Below are 18,783 nucleotides of genomic sequence, written 5' to 3'. Positions count from 1 at the left end.
GACCCACATGCCGCATATCCTGATTGTCGAAGACGAAGCGGCGATAGCCGACACGCTGATATTCGCCCTGCAAGGCGAGGGCTTTACCACCACTTGGCTGACACTCGGCCAGGCGGCGCTGGAGCATCAGCGCCAGACCCCGGCCGACCTGATCATCCTCGACATCGGCTTGCCGGACATCACGGGCTTTGAAACCTGCAAGCAACTGCGCCGGTTCAGCGAAGTGCCGGTGATGTTCCTCAGCGCGCGCGATGGCGAGATCGACCGTGTGGTGGGCCTGGAGATCGGCGCCGACGATTACGTGGTCAAGCCCTTCAGCCCCCGGGAAGTCACCGCGCGGGTCAGGGCGATCCTCAAACGAATTGGCCCAAGTGCTGCGCCCATCGTGTTCCAGGTCGACCTGGAACGCATGCAGATTACTTATCGCGGCCAGCCGTTGAGCCTCACGCGTCATGAGTTCCGCCTGCTGCAAAGCCTGCTGGAGCAACCCGAACGCGTGTTCAGCCGCGAGCAACTGCTGGATGCGGTCGGTGTGCCGGCCGATGCCGGCTATGAGCGCAATATCGACAGCCATATCAAAAGCCTGCGCGGCAAATTGCGCAACGTGGCCGCCGACGCCGAGCCGATCCAGACCCATCGCGGCCTCGGCTACAGCTACAGCCCGAGCCACAGCTGATGCGCCTGGGGCTGCGGATTTTCCTGGTGTATGCGCTGTTTATCGGCCTCACCGGCTACTTTGTGCTCAGCACCGTGATGAAGGAAATCCGCCCCGGCGTGCGCCAGTCCACCGAAGAAACCCTGGTGGACACCGCCAACCTGCTGGCCGAGATCCTGCGCGACGACGTCAAAAACGGCACGCTCGGCCAGAGCCACTGGCCGGAGCTGCTCAAGGCTTACGGCAATCGTCAGCCGGGGGCGACTATCTGGGGGCTGCCGAAGAACCAGGTCAACCACCGTATCTATGTCACCGACGCCAAGGGCACCGTATTGCTCGACTCCACGGGCACGGCGGTGGGGCAGGATTATTCCAAGTGGAACGACGTGTACCTGACCCTGCGCGGTGAGTACGGCGCGCGTTCTTCGCGCAACGAACTGGATGATCCCTCCTCGTCGGTGATGCACGTGGGCGCGCCGATCCGCGACAACGGGCAGATCATCGGCGTGGTCACCGTGGCCAAGCCGAACAGCTCGTTGCAGCCCTATGTCGACCGCACCGAGCGCCGCCTGCTGTGGTACGGCGCCGGCCTGGTGATTCTCGGCCTGTTGCTCGGCGCGCTGCTGTCCTGGTGGCTGAGCGTTGCGCTACGCCGGTTGACGGCGTACGCCGAGGCGGTCAGCGAAGGTCGGCGCGCCGAGCTGCCGTATTACCGGGGCGGCGAGCTCAAGCAGTTGTCCACCGCCGTGGAACACATGCGCACGCAGTTGGAAGGCAAAGCCTACGTCGAGCGTTACGTGCACACCCTGACCCACGAACTGAAAAGCCCGTTGGCCGCGATACGCGGCGCGGCGGAGCTGCTGCAGGGCGACATGAGCCGCGAACAACAGCAGCGCTTTGTCGGCAACATCGACAGCGAGAGCGCGCGCCTGCAGCAGTTGATCGAGCGCCTGCTGAACCTGGCGCAGGTCGAGCAACGCCAGGGGCTGGAGGAGCAGGCCAGTATCCCGTTGGCGGCCATGGTCGATGAAGTGCTCAAGGCTCAATGCGCACGCATCGAGGGCGCCGGCTTGCAGGTCGAGCAGACGATTGCGGCGGGTGTGAAGGTGTATGGCGAACCCTTCCTGCTGCGTCAGGCCTTGGGCAACCTGCTGGACAACGCCCTGGACTTCACTCCGCCCGGCGGCCGGTTGAAGTTCAGCGCGCAGGTGCGCCACAACGATGTGCAGGTGAGCCTGTTCAACCAGGCCGCACCGATTCCCGACTACGCGTTGCCGCGCCTGAGCGAACGTTTCTATTCGCTGCCGCGCCCGGCCAGCGGGCGCAAAAGTACCGGGCTGGGTCTCAACTTTGTCGAGGAAGTGATGAAACTGCACGGTGGCGCGTTGCAGATCGGCAACGTGCCCGGTGGCGTGCAAGCGGTGCTGCATCTCCACACAGTCTCCACATTGCCCACATAAAACCCCCACACGGGCTGCCCAGACTCTCCCCATCAAAACAGGGAGAGACCCATGAACCGCAGCCTGCTTTTCAAACTTGGCGCGATTGCGCTGCTGATTCTGCTGTTGCTGATTCCGCTGCTGATGATCAACGGCATCATCGCCGACCGTCAGTTCACGCGCGACAACGTGCTGGAAGACATCGCCCGCAGTTCCAGTCACAGCCAACGCCTCACCGGCCCGGTGATGGTGGTGCCGTATCGCAAGACCGTGCGCGAGTGGAAGTTCAACGAAAAACTCAACAAGCGCTACGAAGTCACCCGTGAGGAACGGGGTCGTCTGTATTTCCTGCCGGAACGTTTCGAGCTGGACGGCCAGGTGCAAACGGAGCTGCGCGCGCGGGGCATCTACCAGGCGCGGCTGTTCCATGCCGACAACCGCATCAGCGGGCGTTTCGAACTGCCGGCGCAGTTGGGCATTACCGAAAACTTTGCCGATTACCGCTTCGAACCGGCGTTCCTGGCGGTGGGCATCAGCGATATCCGTGGCATCGAAAACGCATTGAAGCTTGAGCTCGGCGGCCAGCAATTGGAATTCGAACCGAGCTCCCAGGTGGACTGGCTGGGTGAGGGCGTGCACGTGATGCTGCCGGAACAGGACAGCAAAAAACCCAACGCCGTGGCGTTTGCCTTTGACCTGCGCCTGCAAGGCACCGAGCAGCTGCAAGTGGTGCCGGTGGGCAAGACCAGCCAGGTGTCGCTCGCCTCCAACTGGCCGCACCCCAGCTTCATTGGCAACTTCCTGCCGACGCAACGCGAGGTTACCGACAAAGGCTTTAGCGCCAACTGGCAGACCTCATTCTTTTCCACCAACCTGGAGCAAGCCCTGCAAACCTGCCTGGACGGCCAGGGCTGTGACGACTTCAACAACCGCAGCTTCGGCGTGAACTTCATCGACCCGGTGGACCAGTACCTCAAGAGCGAGCGTGCGATCAAATACGCGCTGCTGTTCATCGCCCTGACCTTTGCCGGCTTCTTCCTCTTCGAAGTGCTCAAGAGCCTGGCGGTGCACCCGATCCAATACGCCTTGGTGGGTTTTGCGTTGGCGTTCTTTTACCTTCTGCTGTTGTCGCTATCCGAGCACATCGGCTTCGCCATGGCCTACCTCATCTCGGCCAGTGCCTGCGTGTTGTTGATTGGTTTCTACGTGTGCCATGTGCTGCGCAGCGTTGCCCACGGCCTGGGCTTTTCGGCGGGGTTGGCGGCGCTGTATGGCTTGTTGTACGGCCTGTTGAGTGCCGAAGACTACGCGCTGCTGATGGGCTCGCTGTTGTTGTTCGGACTGTTGGGCACGGTGATGGTACTGACGCGCAAACTGGATTGGTATGGCGTGGGCAAGGGCAAGACGGCCGAGCCGCTGCAGTTTGACCTGGAGGCGGTGCAATGATCGGGTTGCGCGAGGATCAGCAGATGAAGGCGAGGATGGTCGACTTCCTCAACCACGCCACCGCAGTTCCCTGTGGGAGCTGGCTTGGTGGGAGCGGGCTTGCTCGCGAAGGCGGTGTGTCAGTCGATAGGTGCATAACTGATCCACCGCATTCGCGAGCAAGCCCGCTCCCACAGGGGAATGCGGTGGACGTTAGACCGGCGGCTGCGTCTGCTGCATCGAAGGCCGTTGGCTGACCTCTGCGTACCACTGGGCAAGCTTGGGATTTTCCGACCGCCAGTGCATGTCCGGATGGCGGAAATCCAGATAACCCAAGGCGCAGGCCACGCTGATGGCGGCGATGTCGAAGTGGCTGGCCAATTCGGCGATGGCGTGCGCTTCCAGTTCCGCGAGGGCGCGGCGGATCTTGTTGCGCTGCTCGTCGAGCCATTGGTCCCAGTGCTTTTCCTCCGGACGCAGGGCGGTCTCGTAGCGCACCAGCACGGCGGCGTCCATGATGCCGTCGGCCATCGAGGCCAGGGTCAGGCGGCGCCAGCGGGCCGAGCCGTCACGGGGGATCAGCGGGTTGCCGACGTGCTGGTGGTCGAAGTAATCGAGGATCACCCGGCTGTCATGCAGCACTGTACCGTCGGCCAGGCGCAGGGCCGGGATCTTGCCCACGGGGTTGCCCTGTACCAGCTGCGTATCCGGGTTGACCGGGGTCGGCATGCAGCCGTGCAGCGTCACGCGGTCCTGCTGGCCGGTTTCAGCCAGCAGCACGCGAACCTTGCGAACGAAGGGTGAAGCGGGGTTGTGGAACAGGGTCATGCTGGGCGCGGACATGGGCATTCCTCAAGATGGGCAGTGGCAAGCCTAGTGCGTTGCAGGGGGGCTGGCGAGGGGCTTGGCTGGAAATTCTCAGTGTTTTTGCGGGCCTCTTCGCGAGCAAGCCCGCTCCCACACTTGACCGCGTTCCCCCTGAAAAAACGCTGTCGAATGTGGGAGCGGGCTTGCTCGCGAAAGCGTCCTCAGCCACGCCGCTTCAACAGCCCCCGGACGCCAATAACCGCTGGCACCCCTAGCCCCACCCAACTGAGCGAATCCCACACCCCATCCCCGAGCAGCGCCGCAAACAACCCCGCAGCGCTGAGCAGGCCAATGCCCAGCGGCACGCCGAATACCTTCCAGAAACTCGACTGGCGCGGCTTCATGCCTTGCCCGCCTTGCGCCGCACGATCCACAAATAAATCCCGCTCACCAGCACGATGATCGTCAGCACATCCAGCACTGCCCAGAGGATTTTCATCGGCATGCCGCCGTAGTCGCCAAAGTGCAGCGGCTGGGACATGCCCATGGCGTCCATGTACCACGGCCGTTCGCCGATGGCGGTGACCGCCAGCGTGCTGGCATCGATCAGCACCGGCGTGAGCAAGTGCGAGGTAAGCTGGGTGCTGCCCTTCATGAATACGGCGTAATGGTGCTCACTGGAAAAGCGCGTGCCGGGGAAGGCGATGAAGTCCGGTAGCATGCCGGGCGCGGCCTTGGCGGCAATCGTCAGCAAATCGCTGGCCGGCGCCCGTTGGGTCAGTGGCGGCGCGTTTTTGTAGGGTTCGATCATGGCGCTGAGGCTGTCCTGGCGCCAGGCGGCGATGATCAGGTCGGCGCACGCACTGATCACGCCGGTGACGCCGACCACCAGCGCCCAGGTCAGCGTGACCACGCCGATCAGGTTATGCAGGTCGAGCCAGCGCAGGCGGGTGGATTTGTCGTGGCGTACGGTGGCGAACTTCAAGCGACGCATGAACGGCAGGTACAGCACCGTGCCCGAGATCATCGCCACTACAAACAGACCCCCCATGAATGCCAGCAGCCACTTGCCCGGCAGGCCGGCGAACATGTCCACATGCAAGCGCAGCAGGAACAAGGTGAACCCACCGTTGGCCGCCGGGGTTTCCACGGCATCACCAGTGCGCGCGTCAAGCATGAAGGTGTGCGACAAATTGGGTTCGGTGCCGGCGGTGGCGGCCATGATCGCGATCACACCGTTCGCATCGTCTTCGTCCCAGGCCAGGTACTGCATGGCTTCGCCGGGGCGATGGGCCTGGGCCCTGGCCACCAGTTGCTCCAGGTTGAGCCGCGGCGTATCGGCGGGCATTTGCGCCAGCTCAGGCTCGTTTCCCAGCAGGTGATCGATCTCGTGGTGAAACACCAGCGGCAGGCCGGTGAGGGCGAGCAGCAGCAGGAACACCGTGCAGATCAGGCTGGTCCAGGTGTGGATGAAGGACCAGCGGCGGATGGTTTTGCTTTTCATCGTCCAGCGCTTACCACTGGTAGGTGGCGCTGGCGACTACGCTGCGTTGGTCGCCGAAGTAGCAGTAGTTGCCATCACAGGTAGAAAGGTAGTCCTTGTTGAACAGATTGGTTGCGTTCAACTTGACCGATGCGCCCTTCAGGCTGTTGTCCAGGCGACCGAGGTCGTAATGCACTGCGCCGTCGAACACGGTGTAGGCATTGGCCTTGCCCAGCCAGGTGTTGGCCTGGTCACCATAAGTATTGCCGGTGTAGCGGGCGCCGAAGCCGATGCCGAAACCATCGAGCGGGCCGGTGTGCCAGGTGTAGTCGGTCCACAGGGAGGCTTGCTGATTGGGCATCAGTTGCAGGCGGTTGCCCTTATGAATACCTTTTTGTACCTCGGACTTGGCCAAGGTGTAGGCGGCGATGACCTTGAGGTTGTCGGTGACGTCAGACACGGCTTCCAATTCCAGTCCTTTGACTTTCACTTCGCCGGTCTGGCTGTTGATTTGCTGGCCGCCTGGGCCGATGGTCGTCACCTGCACATTTTTCTGGGTCAAGTCGTAGACCGCCGCGCTCAGCAGCGTATTCGAGCCGGGCGGCTGGTACTTGACCCCCATTTCCCATTGCTTGCCTTCCGTCGGCTTGAACGTCGTGAGGGCATTGGTATCGGCGTTGCTCGCCGGCTGGAATGATTCGGCGTAGGACAAGTACGGTACGAAGCCCGAGTCGAACACATAGCTCAACGCCGCATTGCCGCTGAAGTGTTTAATGCGGTCAGTGTTGGTCGCATCGCTGTCGTTGAAGTAGGTGGTGCCCTGATGCACCCAATCTTCACGTCCGCCCAAGGTCAGGCGCCAGTTGTCGAGGGCCATCTGGTCTTGTACGTAGAGGCCGGTTTGCACGGTTTTCTGGTTGTAGTCGTAGAAAGGTCGGACGTTGGTCGGGCGAAGAGTCGGAGCGGTGTTGATCGGGTTGAAGATGTTGATGCCTGACGCTGTACCGAATATCGCCCGATAGGAGGTATCGGTGCGTTGGTGATCAAGGCCAAGCAGTAATGTGTGAATGATATCGCCAGTCGCGAAGTCAGCCTGGAAATTGTTGTCCACCGCAAACTGACTGATGTCCTCGTCGACGTTAGTGGTCGAGCGGCTGATATTGCCCGCCGCATCAGCCGGGGAGAACGCAAAGGAACCCACGGTCAGTTGCTGGAATGACAGATCCGACTTTGTGTAGCGAAGATTCTGCTTGAACTGCCAGGTATCGTTGAAGCGATGTTCAAACGCATAACCCAGCGCGTAGTAAGTACGGTCGTAGTATTCGTAATCCGGGTCGCCTAAGTTCTTGTGGTGGGAAACTTCACCCAAGGGCGATTTGATCTTGGTCCCCTGAATCGGCAGGAATTGGCTGGTAGTGCCCGTATCGTCGCGGGTGAATTGCGAGAGGAAGGTCAGCTTTGTATCCGGATCAATATTCCAAGTCAGGCTCGGCGCAATGTTGTAGCGCTTGTTGTCAATGTGATCGACCTGGGTGCCGGCATCCCGCACCACACCGCTGAGGCCATATAGGAACTGGCCTTCATCATCGATCTTGCCGGTGCTGGCGAAGTTGATCTGGCGGTAGTTGTCGCTGCCGTATTGCACCTGGATGGCATGGCTGGACTCTTCGCTGGGACGGCGGCTGACCATGTCCAGCAGACCGCCGGGCGGGGTCTGGCCATACACCGACGAAGCCGGGCCACGCAGCAGGGCGAGGCGGTCCAGGTTCCAGGTTTCGGCTTTCGGGTTGGCGTACACGCCGCGTGGCAATGGCAGGCCATCGAGGAACTGGGTCGGTTCGAAGCCGCGCACGCGCATCCAGTCGTAGCGGGTGTCGCTGCCATAGCTGGCGGACACGATGCCCGGCATGTATTTCACCGCGTCGTCCAGGTTCTGCACGTTGCGGTCCTGCATCTGCGCGCGGGTGGCGACAGAGATCGAACGCGGCGCTTCGACCAGGGCGGTGTCGGTCTTGGTGCCGGCGGCGGTGCGCGTGGCCAGGTAGCCTTGGACCGGGCCCCAGGCGGTTTCCTGGCTGCCGTCCTGGCCGGTGATGTTGGTCACCGGCAGCGCCATCACGCCCTCCGGGACCGCCACCAAGGTATATGTCCCCGCACTGGTCTGCTCCAGTTGCAGGCCGGTGCCACGCAGTGCTTCACGCAGCGCGCCCGGCGCGTCGAACTGGCCCTGGACCGGCGCCGAGGTCTTGCCTGCGGCAAGCGCCGGGCTGAGGGTCAGCGCCAGGCCGCCCTGGCTGGCGATCTGGTTCAGGGTGGTGGCCAGGGGCGCTGCAGGCAGGTTGTACGCACGCACGCTGGACGCCTGCTCGGCGGCGATCAGCAATGGGCTGGCGAGCGGTGCGCTGAGGGCAATGGCCACGGCTAACAGGCTGGGGCGCAACAAGGTGTCTAGCGTGCGGGACATAGGGCGGCTCCTGAATGGAAATATTTCTCAATTGCCTAGGTGCCGAACGAGAATCGAAAAGTGATAGGGCTGGGTGAAAATATTTTCTCCCTTGGGTATTTGAGGTCTTCCTCAGGGCCTCTTCGCGAGCAAGCCCGCTCCCACATTCGACCGCGTTCTACCTGAAAAAACGCGGTCAAATGTGGGAGCGGGCTTGCTCGCGAAAGCGGTAGCTCAGGCAGCGCAAAACCTAAGGCGTGCCCTTGACCACCACCCACCACGGCGTGCGCTGCTCGATCTGCACCGCCAGGGTCGGCAGCAGCGCATTCAACGCCAGGGTGGTGTCGTGCAGCGGGAAGCTGCCGGTGATGCGCAGGTCTGCCACGGCCTTGTCCACACCCAGGTAACCGGTGCGGTAGCGGCTGAGCTCCGCGACCACATCGCCCAGGCGGGCGTTGTCCACCACCAGCATGCCGCGGGTCCAGGCATCGGTGGCGGGGGTGACGGCAAGCGCAGGGCCGAGGCCGTCGCTGCGCATCAGCACTTGCTGGCCGGCCTTGAAGATCTGTTCCTGGTGCAGCGCCTCGGGCTGGGCGGCGACGGCCGATTGCAGCACGCTCAAGCGCGTGGCGTCGTCTTCGCGCTTGACGATAAACCGCGTGCCCAACGCGCGCAGGCTGCCGTCGCGGGTCTGCACGTAGAACGGGCGCGTATCGTTGTGGCCGGTTTCGACCAGGATTTCGCCTTCCTGTAACACGATCAGTCGACGTTTTTCATCAAAGCGCACGTCGATTGCACTGTGGGTGTTGAGGTTGACCAGGGTGCCGTCCGCCAGTTTCAGCGTGCGCTGCTCGCCGGTGGCGGTGCGCTGGTCGGCCAGCCAGTAATGGATCGGCACATAACGCTCGCCGGCAAACAACGCCAGGCCAATGACCAGTGCGATGCTCGCCAGGCCGCTGCCCAGCTTGCGCATCCGCTGGCGAATACCCTGGCGCGACTGCAGCAGCGCCGCCCGCGCCGGGCCTGAAGCGGCGCTGAAACGCTGGTCGAGCATGCCCAGTTGGCGCCAGGCGCGCGCATGCTCCTCATGGCTGGCGAGCCATTTGGCGAATTCTTCGCGCTCAACCAGGCTGCCGTCGCCCGAATCAAGGGACAGTTGCCAGGCAATCGCGGCATCCAGTACGCGGGCCGAGACCGGCTTGGAACTGATCATCACTGTGGCTCGCCATACAGGGCGATATAGCACTGGCGAATGCCCTGGGCCAGGTATTGACGCACGCGCGGCACGGACACGCCCAGATGCTGGGCGATCTGCGCATGGCCCATGCCATCGAGGCGGTTGTAGAGGAAGGCGGCGCGGGCCTTGCTCGACAACTTGCCGAGCAGGCGGTCGATGGCCTTGAGGTCTTCGAGTATCAGCTGTTGCTGTTCAGGAGAAGGGTGTTCACTTTCCGGGATCAGCATCAGTTCGGTGAGGTAGGCCTGTTCCAGGGCGGCGCGACGGAAATAGTCGAACAACAGGCCCTTGGCGATGGCCACCAGAAACGCCCGGGGTTCGCGGGGTTCGCGTAACTCGTCACGGCCCAGCAGGCGCATGAAGGTGTCCTGGCTCAAGTCTTCGGCGCGACTCGGGCAGGCTACGTTTCGCCGAAGCCAGGCCAATAGCCAGCCACGATGATCGCGATACAACGCGCCAACGAGCTCACTGTGTGGGTTCTGGACCGACGACAAGGCATCACCGAATAAACAAGAGGTTTAAACTAACGAGAATTATTCGCGATTGTGTCAGAGGCGTGCAGTGGGCGCAATTGGCGTCTGTCGGGAGATGACGTTAAAACGATGGCGCCTGTCTGCGCCGTTTCCATTGGCTCAAACGCTCTTGCAGCGCCTGTGGCGAGTCGATGTGCTGCTGGCGCGCGCGGCTCAACAGGATCAGCATCAGTTCCGCGGTGGCCAGGGCATCGGCGCTGGCGTGATGGCGCTCGCCCACGTGCAGGTTGAAGTGGTTGACCCAATCGTCCAGCCCGGCCTCGCGCAAAGGCACATCGGGACACAGCAGAGGGGCGATGTCGGCAACATCGAGAAACGTATGGGTCAGGCGATAACCCAGGCTGTCCTTGAGCGCCCGGCACAACATGTGTTGATCGAATGGCGCGTGAAACGCGAGCAGCGGGCTGTCGCCGACGAACTCCATGAAGTCCAGCAGCGCCTCCACCGGGTCGCTGCCGGCCGCAATCGCACTGGGGCCGAGGCCGTGGATCAATACGCTGGGGCTGAGTTTGGTTTCAGCGCGTTGCAGGGTGCGCTCGAAGAGTTGGGAGAAATCCACCGCGCCGTCTTCGATCACCACCGCGCCAATGGACAGCACCTGGTCACGGTTGAGGTTCAGCCCGCTGGTTTCCAGGTCCAACACGACCCAACGCTGGTCGCGCAAGCAGCCGTCACCCAGGGCGATGGGCTTGCGCAGTTGCTCCAGGCGATTGAGTTGTGCGCTGTCGAGCCCGGGCTTTTTCGTACGCAGCCAACTGAACAGGCTCACAACTGATACCGCAACGTCAGGCTGCTTTGCAGGCGTTGAGCCTGACGCAGGGATTCACGCAGGATGCGCCGGTCCAAGTGGTTGAGGCTGTCCGGGTCAACGCGATTGGAATACGGCTGGTTCTCGCGGGTTTGCAGCTGGTGCTGCTGCATGCGGGTTTGCTGGATAAAGTGGTAGGCCTCTTCATAGGCGGCGCCGTCCAAGGGCTCGATCACTTCCTTGATCACCAGTTGGCGCAGGCGCTCCAGGGTGTTATTAGCGTGGACGCCGTTGGCCAGGGCCAGCAGGCGCGCGCCGTCGACAAAAGGCGTCAGGCCTTGCACCTTCAGGTCGAGAGTGGCTTTTTCGCCGCCTTTACGCGTCAGCACAAACTCGCGGAAACGTCCTACAGGCGGCCGCTGGCGCAACGCGTTCTCAGCCAGCATGCGCTGGAACAAGCGGTTATCCGCGATCTGGTCGAGAATGCCCTGGCGCAGTTGTTCGCAGCCACGTTCATCGCCCCACACCACGCGCAAGTCGAAATAAATGCTGGAGCCCAGCAGATTCTCCGGCGTCGCCTCACGAATGAATGCCGCAAACCGCCGCGCCCATTCAGCCCGCGACAAACACAATTGCGGGTTGCCGGCCATGATATCGCCCTTGCACAGGCTGAACCCGCACAGCGCCAGGCTCTGGTTGATCTGCTGCGCCAGCGGCAACAGCAGGCCACGTATCGCCTCTGCTTCGCCCGCATCCTTGGCGTCAAACAGAATGCCGTTGTCCTGGTCGGTGTACAGCGTCTGCTCGCGGCGGCCTTCGCTGCCAAAGCACAGCCAACTGAACGGCACGCCGGGGTCGCCTTTTTCGGCGAGGGTCAATTCGATCACCCGGCACACGGTGTGATCGTTGAGCAGGGTAATGATGTGGGTGATCTGGGTGGAGGATGCACCGTGGGCCAGCATGCGCTCCACCAGTTGGCCGATCTCGCCGCGTATCGCCACCAGGTTGTCCACCCGCGGCGCGTTACGGATGGTACGCGCCAGGTGCACCAGGTCGACACGCTGCAGGGAAAACAGATCGCGTTCAGACACCACGCCACACAGGCGCTGGTCCTTGACCAGGCACACATGGGCGATATGCCGTTCGGTCATGGCGATGGCGGCGTCGAAGGCGCTGTGGTCCGGTGTCAGGAAGAACGGCGCCTGGGTCATATGACCTTCGATGCCTTGGCTGAAGTTGTCGGTGCCATCGGCCACCACTTGCCGTAAGTCGCGCAGGGTGAAAATCCCCAGCGGCGCCTTGTGCTCATCGACAATCACAATGCTGCCGACCTGCTGTTCATGCATCAGCGTCACCGCTTCGCGCAGCGGCGTGGCCGGGCTGCACGTCACCGGGTGGCGCATGGCCAATTCGCCCAGACGTGTGTTCAGGGAATACTGGGTCCCGAGGGTTTCCACGGCTTTTTGCTGAACTTGCTGATTGACCTGGTCCAGCAGGCTGCTGACACCGCGCAGGGCGAAGTCGCGGAACGGGCTGGAAAGCGCGAACAGCTTGATAAAGGCCGGTTTGTTCAACTGCAGGCAGAAGGTGTCTTCGGCGGCCTTGTGCTCGGTGCGCGTCGCCCGTTCACCCAGCAGGGCCGCGAGGGGAAAGCATTCGCCGGTGGTGATTTCAAAGGTGGTTTCGGCGGCTTCCAACCCGGGCCGCTCACCGACGACCCGGCCTTGCTTGACGATATAAAAGTGTTCAACCGGCCCGCCCGACGGCTTGAGGATGCTGTCACCGGGACCATAGAAGCGTAGCTGGCACTGTTCCACCAGAAACGCCAGGTGGGCGTTTTCCATCTGGTTGAAGGGCGGGAAGCGCTGCAGAAACTGCAGGGTACCGTGGATGTTTTGCAACACAGCAGTTTTCCCCGCCTGGGCGAAGGCATCAGCTTTACTCATAACAGTGGCCGCATTTTTTTGTCGTTATCGTCCCTCATGGTCGACCCCCGCGCGGCGGGTGCCCATTGGACGTAAGTCTAGGTCGATACAAAAGGCACGCACCTAAGGAAAAACCTTACACGACTATCGTCCGAACCCCGTATAACGCCCACTAGGCAAACTTTCCGACGAAGTGCACATTGATCGCCCTTGCGCAGATGTCTGACGAGTGTGCTGCGAGATTGAATAGAACTGTTGAGAAGCGTATGTCCGACCACGATATTTTGAGCGATGCCGAGCGCGAGGCGCTGAGCGCCGTGATGCTGGAGCCAGATCTACCGCCCCAACGCGTGTTGATTGTTGACGACGACAAGGATGCGCGTGAACTGCTGGCGGAGATCCTGGGGCTGGACGGTATTCGCTGCATGACCGCCGACAGTGGCGAGGCGGCGTGGGATTTGTTGAAGTCCAGCAGCTCCATCGGTCTGCTGATCACCGACCTGCGCATGGCGCCCAGCAATGGTCTGGAACTGATAAGACAAGTGCGTGAATCTACCCGCGCGGCGCTGCCGATCATCATCATGTCCGGGGACGCGGAAGCGCCGGATGTGATCGATGCGATGCATTTGAGCGTGGTGGATTTTTTGCTCAAGCCCATTGATAGCGTGAAGTTGGCGAAGTTGGTGAAGCGGGAGTTGGGGATGGATTCCTGAATTTTTGAATGACTGTGCCGGCCTCTTCGCGGGCAAGCGTCAGTCCATTCACCACAACACCCGAAAAAAAGCCCCGATCTTGCGATCAGGGCTTTTTCATTTACAGGCTGTTTTTAGCCTTGAACTCCCGACGCCGACGATGCAACACCGGCTCGGTATACCCATTGGGCTGTTTAGTCCCTTCAATCACCAACTCCACCGCCGCCTGGAATGCGATATTGCTGTCGAAATCCGGCGCCAGCGGGCGATACAACGCATCACCGGCATTCTGACGGTCCACCACCGGCGCCATGCGCTTGAGGCTTTCCATCACCTGGGCTTGAGTGACGACACCGTGACGCAGCCAGTTGGCAATGTGCTGGCTGGAGATGCGCAGGGTGGCGCGGTCTTCCATCAGTCCCACATCGTTGATGTCCGGCACTTTCGAACAGCCGACGCCCTGGTCGATCCAGCGCACCACATAACCGAGGATGCCCTGGGCGTTGTTGTCCAGCTCGTTGCGGATTTCTTCGTCGGACCAATCGGTGTTGCTGGCCAGGGGGATCGTCAGGATGTCGTCCACCGAGGCGCGTTCGCGCTTGGCCAGTTCGGCCTGGCGGGCGAAGACATCCACCTTGTGATAGTGCAACGCATGCAGGGCCGCTGCCGTTGGCGAGGGGACCCAGGCGGTGTTGGCGCCGGCCAAGGGGTGGGCGATTTTCTGCTCGAGCATCAACGCCATCAGGTCGGGCATTGCCCACATGCCTTTACCGATCTGCGCGCGACCTTGCAGGCCGGTGCTCAGGCCGATATCGACGTTCCAGTTTTCGTAGGCGCCAATCCACTTCTCCGATTTCATCGCCGCCTTGCGCACCATCGCGCCGGCTTCCATGGAGGTGTGGATCTCGTCGCCGGTACGGTCGAGGAAGCCGGTGTTGATAAACACCACGCGCTCGCTGGCGGCCTTGATGCACGCCTTGAGGTTGACCGTGGTGCGGCGCTCCTCGTCCATGATCCCGACTTTCAGCGTGTTGCGCGGCAGGTTCAGCACGTCTTCGATGCGGCCGAACAGCTCGTTGGTGAACGCCACTTCTTCCGGGCCGTGCATCTTCGGTTTCACGATGTACACGGAACCGGTGCGGCTGTTCTTGCGCGTGTTGTTGCCGTTGAGGCTGTGGATCGCCGCCAGGCTGGTGAGCAGGCCGTCGAGGATGCCTTCCGGTACTTCGTTGCCGTCTTTGTCGAGGATCGCGTCGATGGTCATCAGGTGACCCACGTTACGCACGAACAGCAGCGAACGGCCGTGCAGCGTCACGTCGTTGCCGTCCACACCGGTGTAAACGCGGTCGGCGTTCATGGTGCGGGTGAAGGTCTTGCCGCCCTTGGCCACTTCTTCAGCCAGGTCGCCCTTCATCAGGCCGAGCCAGTTGCGGTAGATCACCACTTTGTCGTCGGCATCGACGGCGGCGACGGAGTCTTCGCAGTCCATGATGGTGGTCAGCGCGGCTTCCATCAGCACATCCTTGATGCCGGCGGCGTCGGTCTGGCCGACCGGGGTGCTGGCGTCGATCTGGATTTCGAAGTGCAAGCCGTTGTGTTTGAGCAGGATCGCAATCGGCTCGGCCGCGGGGCCCTGGAAACCGATGAACTGGGCGTCGTCGCGCAGGCCGCTGTTGCTGCCGCCCTTCAGGCTGACGATCAGCTTGCCATCGACGACCTTGTAGCCGGTCGACTCGACGTGGCTGCCGGCGCTGAGCGGCGCGGCTTCGTCGAGAAACGCACGGGCGAAGGCGATGACCTTGTCGCCGCGTACCTTGTTATAGCCCTGGCCCTTCTCGGCGCCGTCGGCTTCGCTGATGGCGTCGGTGCCGTACAGCGCGTCATACAGCGAACCCCAGCGCGCATTCGAGGCGTTGAGGGCGAAACGGGCGTTCATGACCGGTACCACCAACTGGGGGCCGGCCATGCGCGCGATTTCGTCGTCGACGTTTTGGGTCGTGGCCTCAAAGTCCGGGGCTTGCGGCAGCAGGTAGCCAATGTCTTGCAGGAAGGCCTTGTAGGCCACCGGGTCGTGAGCCTTGCCTGCGTGAGTCTGGTGCCAGGTGTCGATCCGCGCTTGGAAGGCGTCGCGTTTGGCGAGCAGGGCTTTGTTCTTCGGGGCCAGGTCGTGGATGACCTTGTCGGCGCCGGCCCAGAACTGCTCGGCGGTGATGCCGGTGCCGGGAATGGCTTCGTTGTTCACGAAGTCGAACAGGACTTTGGCGACCTGCAGGCCACCGACTTGAACGTGTTCAGTCATCTCTTGCCTCACTCTGCGGAGCTTATGCGCTGTTTCGGATTTTCATTATGTAGTGCACGGGTTGGCATACTACATCATGACTTGCGGTTGTGAAAATTAGACTAAATACGTCGTTTAGCGACCCACTTTGGTCGTACGGTCACAGCGGAGAACCGGATGTTCTCAAAAAACTATTGGATTGTTCCAGATAAATATAAAAATGGTACACGATTTGTTTTCGAGGGCGCCTGCGTCCACCTTGTAGATTGAATTCCAGAGGGCAACGCCATGGACCATCTTGTACTCACAATTATCGCCGCCGACAAACCCGGCCTGGTTGAACGCATCGCGCAGAACATTGCCGCCCACGGTGGCAACTGGCTGGAAAGCCGAATGGCGCATATGGCCGGGCAGTTTGCCGGGATCCTGCGTGTCAGTGTGCCTGCCGAGAACCGTCAGGCGTTGGTGGGTGCGCTGGAGGATTTATCCACACACGGCATTCGCGTGCTGGTGGGTGAGGGCAGCAGCGGCCAGGCCTCCGCGTCCAAGTCGATCGTGATGACACTGGTAGGCAACGACCGCGCCGGCATCGTGCGCGAGATCACTGCGCTGTTAAGCAAGCAGGGCGTCAACCTGGAGCGTTTGAGTACCGATGTACGTCCGGCGCCGATGAGCGGCGATCCGCTGTTCAGCGCCGAAGCTTTGCTGCAGGTGCCGTCGACATTATCCCTGGATGACTTGCAGCAATCCCTGGAAACCCTGGCGGACGACTTGATGGTGGAACTGCGCAACGAGGAATAACCCACCTACCCGGTTATGCATGCAAATCTTGCATGGGCCTGTGGATAACCTTGGGGTGGATGTCTGCAAGCCATTTAGACAGAGGCTTGCAGAGCTCTGAGCATTTTTTGATCAGCGTTTGCGCACGCTCAACCAGATATCCACGCTGTACACCACCAAGCCCGCCCAGATAAAGGCGAAGGCGGTCAGCGTGCTTGGCGCCAGGTGTTCGCCGAACAGCAGCACGGCTTCCAGCAGCACCAGGGTGGGCGCTACGTACTGCAAGAAGCCCAGTGCGGTGTAGGGCAAATGCCGCGCGGCAGCGTTGAAACACACCAGAGGGATCAGCGTCACCGGGCCTGCGGCTACCAACCACCAAGCCTCGGAGGTACTCCAGAATTCCAGCTGTGCGCTATGCGCCGTCGGGTTGAACAGCAACCAGGCCACGGCAATCGGCACCAGCATCCAGGTTTCCACCACCAGCCCCGGCAGGGCTTTCACCGGCGCCTGTTTACGGATCAGCCCATAGAAGCCAAAGGTCAGCGCCAGCACCAGCGACACCCATGGCAAGCTGCCCACTTGCCACACTTGTTGCGCCACACCCACCGCGGCCAACCCGACGGCTACCCATTGCAGGCGGCGCAGGCGCTCGCCGAGCAGCAGCATGCCCAGCAGGACGTTGACCAGTGGATTGATGTAGTAACCCAGGCTCGCTTCCAGCATGCGTCCGGTGTTTACCGACCAGACATAGGTCAACCAGTTAGCCGCGATCAACGAACCGCTGAGGGCCAGGATCGCCAGGCGCTTGGGGTTGTCGCGCAACTCGCGGAACCAGCCGGGGTGTTTCCAGACCATCAGCAGCAAACCGCCGAACAGCGCCGACCAGAGCACCCGATGCACGATGATTTCGGCGGCGGGTACGCTGGCGATGGCTTTGAAGTAAAGCGGGAACAGGCCCCAGATGACATAGGCGCTCAGGCCCAGGATGTAACCCTTGCGGGGGTTGGCGGCTTGCATGCGGAATCCTTGCTTAGGCAGCTAACAAAGCGCGATTGTAAGGATATTTGGCGACCAATGGGATCTGCTTTCTGTGGGAGCCGGGCTTGCCCGCGATGCAGGCGCCTCGGTTGTGCAGGCATACCGAGGTGATGCTATCGCGGGCAAGCCGGCTCCCACAGAAAAGCAGTCAGAAGAGTTTCAGCGGCTCTTCATTCAGCGCCGACAGTTGCTCGCGCAACGCCAGCACCTGATCGCCCCAATAACGTTCGCTGCCAAACCACGGGAAGCTGTGAGGGAACGCCGGGTCATCCCAGCGTCGGGCCAGCCAGGCGCTGTAGTGCATCAGGCGCAGGGCGCGCAGCGGTTCGATCAGCGCCAATTCACGTGGATCGAAGTCGTGGAATTCCTGGTAGCCATCCATCAATTCCGACAACTGGCCCAGGCATTCCTGACGGTCTCCGGCGAGCATCATCCACAAGTCCTGCACCGCCGGGCCCATGCGGCAGTCATCCAGGTCGACGATATGAAACATTTCGTCGCGGCACATCATGTTGCCGGGGTGGCAGTCGCCGTGCATGCGGATGTTCTTGTGCGGCGTGGCCTTGTACACCTCTTCCACACGCTTGAGCAGGTCGCGGGCCACGGACTCGTAGGCCGGCAGCAGGCTCTTGGGAATGAAGTTGCCTTCCAGCAGGGTGGTGAGGGAGTCATGACCGAAGTTCTTCACCCCCAAGGCTTCGCGGTGTTCGAACGGGCGGGTCGAACCCACCGCATGCAAACGGCCCAGCAATTGCCCAAGACGGTAAAGCTGATCGAGGTTGCCCGGCTCCGGCGCACGGCCACCACGGCGGGGAAACAAGGTGAAGCGGAAACCGGCGTGTTCGAACAGGCTCGCGCCGTTGTGGATGAGCGGCGCCACCACCGGCACTTCGCATTCAGCCAGTTCGAAGGTGAAGCGGTGTTCTTCGAGGATCGCTTCGTTGGTCCAACGTTGCGGGCGATAGAACTTGGCGATCAGCGGCTCGGCGTCTTCGATGCCCACTTGGTAGACGCGGTTTTCGTAGCTGTTGAGCGCCAGGATGCGAGCATCGCTGAGGAAGCCGATACTTTCGACAGCGTCGAGCACCAGGTCGGGGGTGAGCGTTTCAAACGGATGGGCCATGCGAACTCCTGCGCGCAGCAGGTCGCCGCGTCCGGCCCGGTATGGTAACGCACCAAGGCGCAGATAGGTGGTGGCTGTGCGGACGCCTTCGCGAGCAAGCCCGCTTGTGTCTTGGGCAAGGATTAGACTGTGGGTGAGAGCGGTGAGTGGCAAGCTGAATGCCCGGAGTGCTTAAAG

The 18,783-nt window shown here is 61.8% G+C and carries 16 protein-coding genes; 5 read left to right on the top strand and 11 right to left on the bottom strand.

Annotated elements, in window-relative coordinates:
• Positions 1-7: 7 nt before the first annotated feature.
• The 3 genes from creB to creD are packed head-to-tail and all read left to right on the top strand — an operon-like array spanning position 8 to position 3,540.
• On the top strand, positions 8-676 hold the full coding sequence (gene creB / locus H0Z09_RS24295) for a two-component system response regulator CreB (RefSeq protein ID WP_186694085.1): 669 nt from the start codon (positions 8-10) through the stop codon (positions 674-676).
• Entirely contained in the window at positions 676-2,115 is a 1,440-nt protein-coding gene (gene creC / locus H0Z09_RS24290; RefSeq protein WP_186694083.1) for a two-component system sensor histidine kinase CreC, read from the top strand. The genes creB and creC overlap by 1 nt, the downstream gene beginning before the upstream one ends.
• 51 nt (positions 2,116-2,166) lie before the next feature.
• On the top strand, positions 2,167-3,540 hold the full coding sequence (gene creD / locus H0Z09_RS24285) for a cell envelope integrity protein CreD (protein WP_186694081.1): 1,374 nt from the start codon (positions 2,167-2,169) through the stop codon (positions 3,538-3,540).
• Between the two features lie 192 nt (positions 3,541-3,732).
• On the opposite strand, the gene H0Z09_RS24280 is transcribed toward creD, so the two are convergent.
• The 8 genes from H0Z09_RS24280 to H0Z09_RS24245 form a co-directional block, all read right to left on the bottom strand.
• On the bottom strand, positions 3,733-4,362 hold the full coding sequence (locus H0Z09_RS24280) for a glutathione S-transferase (RefSeq protein WP_186694079.1): 630 nt from the start codon (positions 4,360-4,362) through the stop codon (positions 3,733-3,735).
• A 185-nt stretch (positions 4,363-4,547) separates the two neighbouring features.
• On the bottom strand, positions 4,548-4,730 hold the full coding sequence (locus H0Z09_RS24275) for a hypothetical protein (RefSeq protein ID WP_186694077.1): 183 nt from the start codon (positions 4,728-4,730) through the stop codon (positions 4,548-4,550).
• Positions 4,727-5,830 (bottom strand): PepSY-associated TM helix domain-containing protein, encoded by a 1,104-nt coding sequence (locus tag H0Z09_RS24270; protein WP_186694075.1) that lies wholly within the window; start codon positions 5,828-5,830, stop codon positions 4,727-4,729. Before H0Z09_RS24270 ends, H0Z09_RS24275 begins: the two co-directional genes overlap by 4 nt.
• A gap of 10 nt (positions 5,831-5,840) precedes the next feature.
• Complete coding sequence (locus H0Z09_RS24265; protein ID WP_186694072.1) at positions 5,841-8,273, bottom strand: TonB-dependent siderophore receptor; 2,433 nt, start codon at positions 8,271-8,273, stop codon at positions 5,841-5,843.
• A 229-nt stretch (positions 8,274-8,502) separates the two neighbouring features.
• The gene (locus H0Z09_RS24260) at positions 8,503-9,465 is read right to left on the bottom strand and encodes a FecR family protein (RefSeq protein WP_186694070.1); all 963 of its coding nucleotides are present in this window, start codon (positions 9,463-9,465) and stop codon (positions 8,503-8,505) included.
• Positions 9,465-9,983, bottom strand: a complete 519-nt coding sequence (locus H0Z09_RS24255; protein ID WP_076953260.1) for an RNA polymerase sigma factor — start codon at positions 9,981-9,983, stop codon at positions 9,465-9,467. The genes H0Z09_RS24260 and H0Z09_RS24255 overlap by 1 nt, the downstream gene beginning before the upstream one ends.
• A 100-nt stretch (positions 9,984-10,083) precedes the next feature.
• A complete protein-coding gene (locus tag H0Z09_RS24250; protein ID WP_186694068.1) occupies positions 10,084-10,791 on the bottom strand; it encodes an exonuclease domain-containing protein in 708 nt (235 codons plus the stop codon).
• Entirely contained in the window at positions 10,788-12,716 is a 1,929-nt protein-coding gene (locus H0Z09_RS24245; RefSeq protein WP_186694066.1) for a putative nucleotidyltransferase substrate binding domain-containing protein, read from the bottom strand. Before H0Z09_RS24245 ends, H0Z09_RS24250 begins: the two co-directional genes overlap by 4 nt.
• Before the next feature lie 245 nt (positions 12,717-12,961).
• On the opposite strand from H0Z09_RS24245, the gene H0Z09_RS24240 reads away from it, so the two are divergent.
• Positions 12,962-13,408, top strand: a complete 447-nt coding sequence (locus H0Z09_RS24240) for a response regulator (protein ID WP_186694057.1) — start codon at positions 12,962-12,964, stop codon at positions 13,406-13,408.
• A 100-nt stretch (positions 13,409-13,508) separates the two neighbouring features.
• Here H0Z09_RS24240 and H0Z09_RS24235 read toward each other — a convergent pair whose 3' ends face one another.
• A complete protein-coding gene (locus H0Z09_RS24235; RefSeq protein ID WP_186694055.1) occupies positions 13,509-15,686 on the bottom strand; it encodes a malate synthase G in 2,178 nt (725 codons plus the stop codon).
• Positions 15,687-15,953: 267 nt separating this feature from the next.
• On the opposite strand from H0Z09_RS24235, the gene H0Z09_RS24230 reads away from it, so the two are divergent.
• Positions 15,954-16,466, top strand: coding sequence for an ACT domain-containing protein (locus tag H0Z09_RS24230; RefSeq protein WP_186694053.1), 513 nt, complete (start codon positions 15,954-15,956; stop codon positions 16,464-16,466).
• A gap of 111 nt (positions 16,467-16,577) precedes the next feature.
• Here H0Z09_RS24230 and rarD read toward each other — a convergent pair whose 3' ends face one another.
• Positions 16,578-17,462, bottom strand: a complete 885-nt coding sequence (gene rarD, locus H0Z09_RS24225; protein ID WP_076953266.1) for an EamA family transporter RarD — start codon at positions 17,460-17,462, stop codon at positions 16,578-16,580.
• A gap of 169 nt (positions 17,463-17,631) precedes the next feature.
• Complete coding sequence (locus tag H0Z09_RS24220) at positions 17,632-18,606, bottom strand: serine/threonine protein kinase (protein ID WP_076953267.1); 975 nt, start codon at positions 18,604-18,606, stop codon at positions 17,632-17,634.
• Positions 18,607-18,783: the final 177 nt, after the last annotated feature.

It is taken from the genome of Pseudomonas sp. SWRI18 (assembly GCF_014268345.1).
Lineage (GTDB): Bacteria > Pseudomonadota > Gammaproteobacteria > Pseudomonadales > Pseudomonadaceae > Aquipseudomonas > Aquipseudomonas cedrina.
The sequence above is the reverse complement of the archived record's forward strand: the minus strand, read 5'-3'. Positions and strand labels throughout refer to the sequence as shown.

What these genes read in the sequence shown, in the direction of transcription:
- creB (WP_186694085.1), top strand. Translation starts at nt 8, where the DNA reads ATGCCGCATATCCTGATTGTCGAAGACGAAGCGGCGATAGCCGACACG.
- creC (WP_186694083.1), top strand. Translation starts at nt 676, where the DNA reads ATGCGCCTGGGGCTGCGGATTTTCCTGGTGTATGCGCTGTTTATCGGC.
- creD (WP_186694081.1), top strand. Translation starts at nt 2,167, where the DNA reads ATGAACCGCAGCCTGCTTTTCAAACTTGGCGCGATTGCGCTGCTGATT.
- H0Z09_RS24280 (WP_186694079.1), bottom strand. Translation starts at nt 4,362, where the DNA reads ATGTCCGCGCCCAGCATGACCCTGTTCCACAACCCCGCTTCACCCTTC.
- H0Z09_RS24275 (WP_186694077.1), bottom strand. Translation starts at nt 4,730, where the DNA reads ATGAAGCCGCGCCAGTCGAGTTTCTGGAAGGTATTCGGCGTGCCGCTG.
- H0Z09_RS24270 (WP_186694075.1), bottom strand. Translation starts at nt 5,830, where the DNA reads ATGAAAAGCAAAACCATCCGCCGCTGGTCCTTCATCCACACCTGGACC.
- H0Z09_RS24265 (WP_186694072.1), bottom strand. Translation starts at nt 8,273, where the DNA reads ATGTCCCGCACGCTAGACACCTTGTTGCGCCCCAGCCTGTTAGCCGTG.
- H0Z09_RS24260 (WP_186694070.1), bottom strand. Translation starts at nt 9,465, where the DNA reads ATGATCAGTTCCAAGCCGGTCTCGGCCCGCGTACTGGATGCCGCGATT.
- H0Z09_RS24245 (WP_186694066.1), bottom strand. Translation starts at nt 12,716, where the DNA reads ATGAGTAAAGCTGATGCCTTCGCCCAGGCGGGGAAAACTGCTGTGTTG.
- H0Z09_RS24240 (WP_186694057.1), top strand. Translation starts at nt 12,962, where the DNA reads ATGTCCGACCACGATATTTTGAGCGATGCCGAGCGCGAGGCGCTGAGC.
- H0Z09_RS24235 (WP_186694055.1), bottom strand. Translation starts at nt 15,686, where the DNA reads ATGACTGAACACGTTCAAGTCGGTGGCCTGCAGGTCGCCAAAGTCCTG.
- H0Z09_RS24230 (WP_186694053.1), top strand. Translation starts at nt 15,954, where the DNA reads ATGGACCATCTTGTACTCACAATTATCGCCGCCGACAAACCCGGCCTG.
- rarD (WP_076953266.1), bottom strand. Translation starts at nt 17,462, where the DNA reads ATGCAAGCCGCCAACCCCCGCAAGGGTTACATCCTGGGCCTGAGCGCC.
- H0Z09_RS24220 (WP_076953267.1), bottom strand. Translation starts at nt 18,606, where the DNA reads ATGGCCCATCCGTTTGAAACGCTCACCCCCGACCTGGTGCTCGACGCT.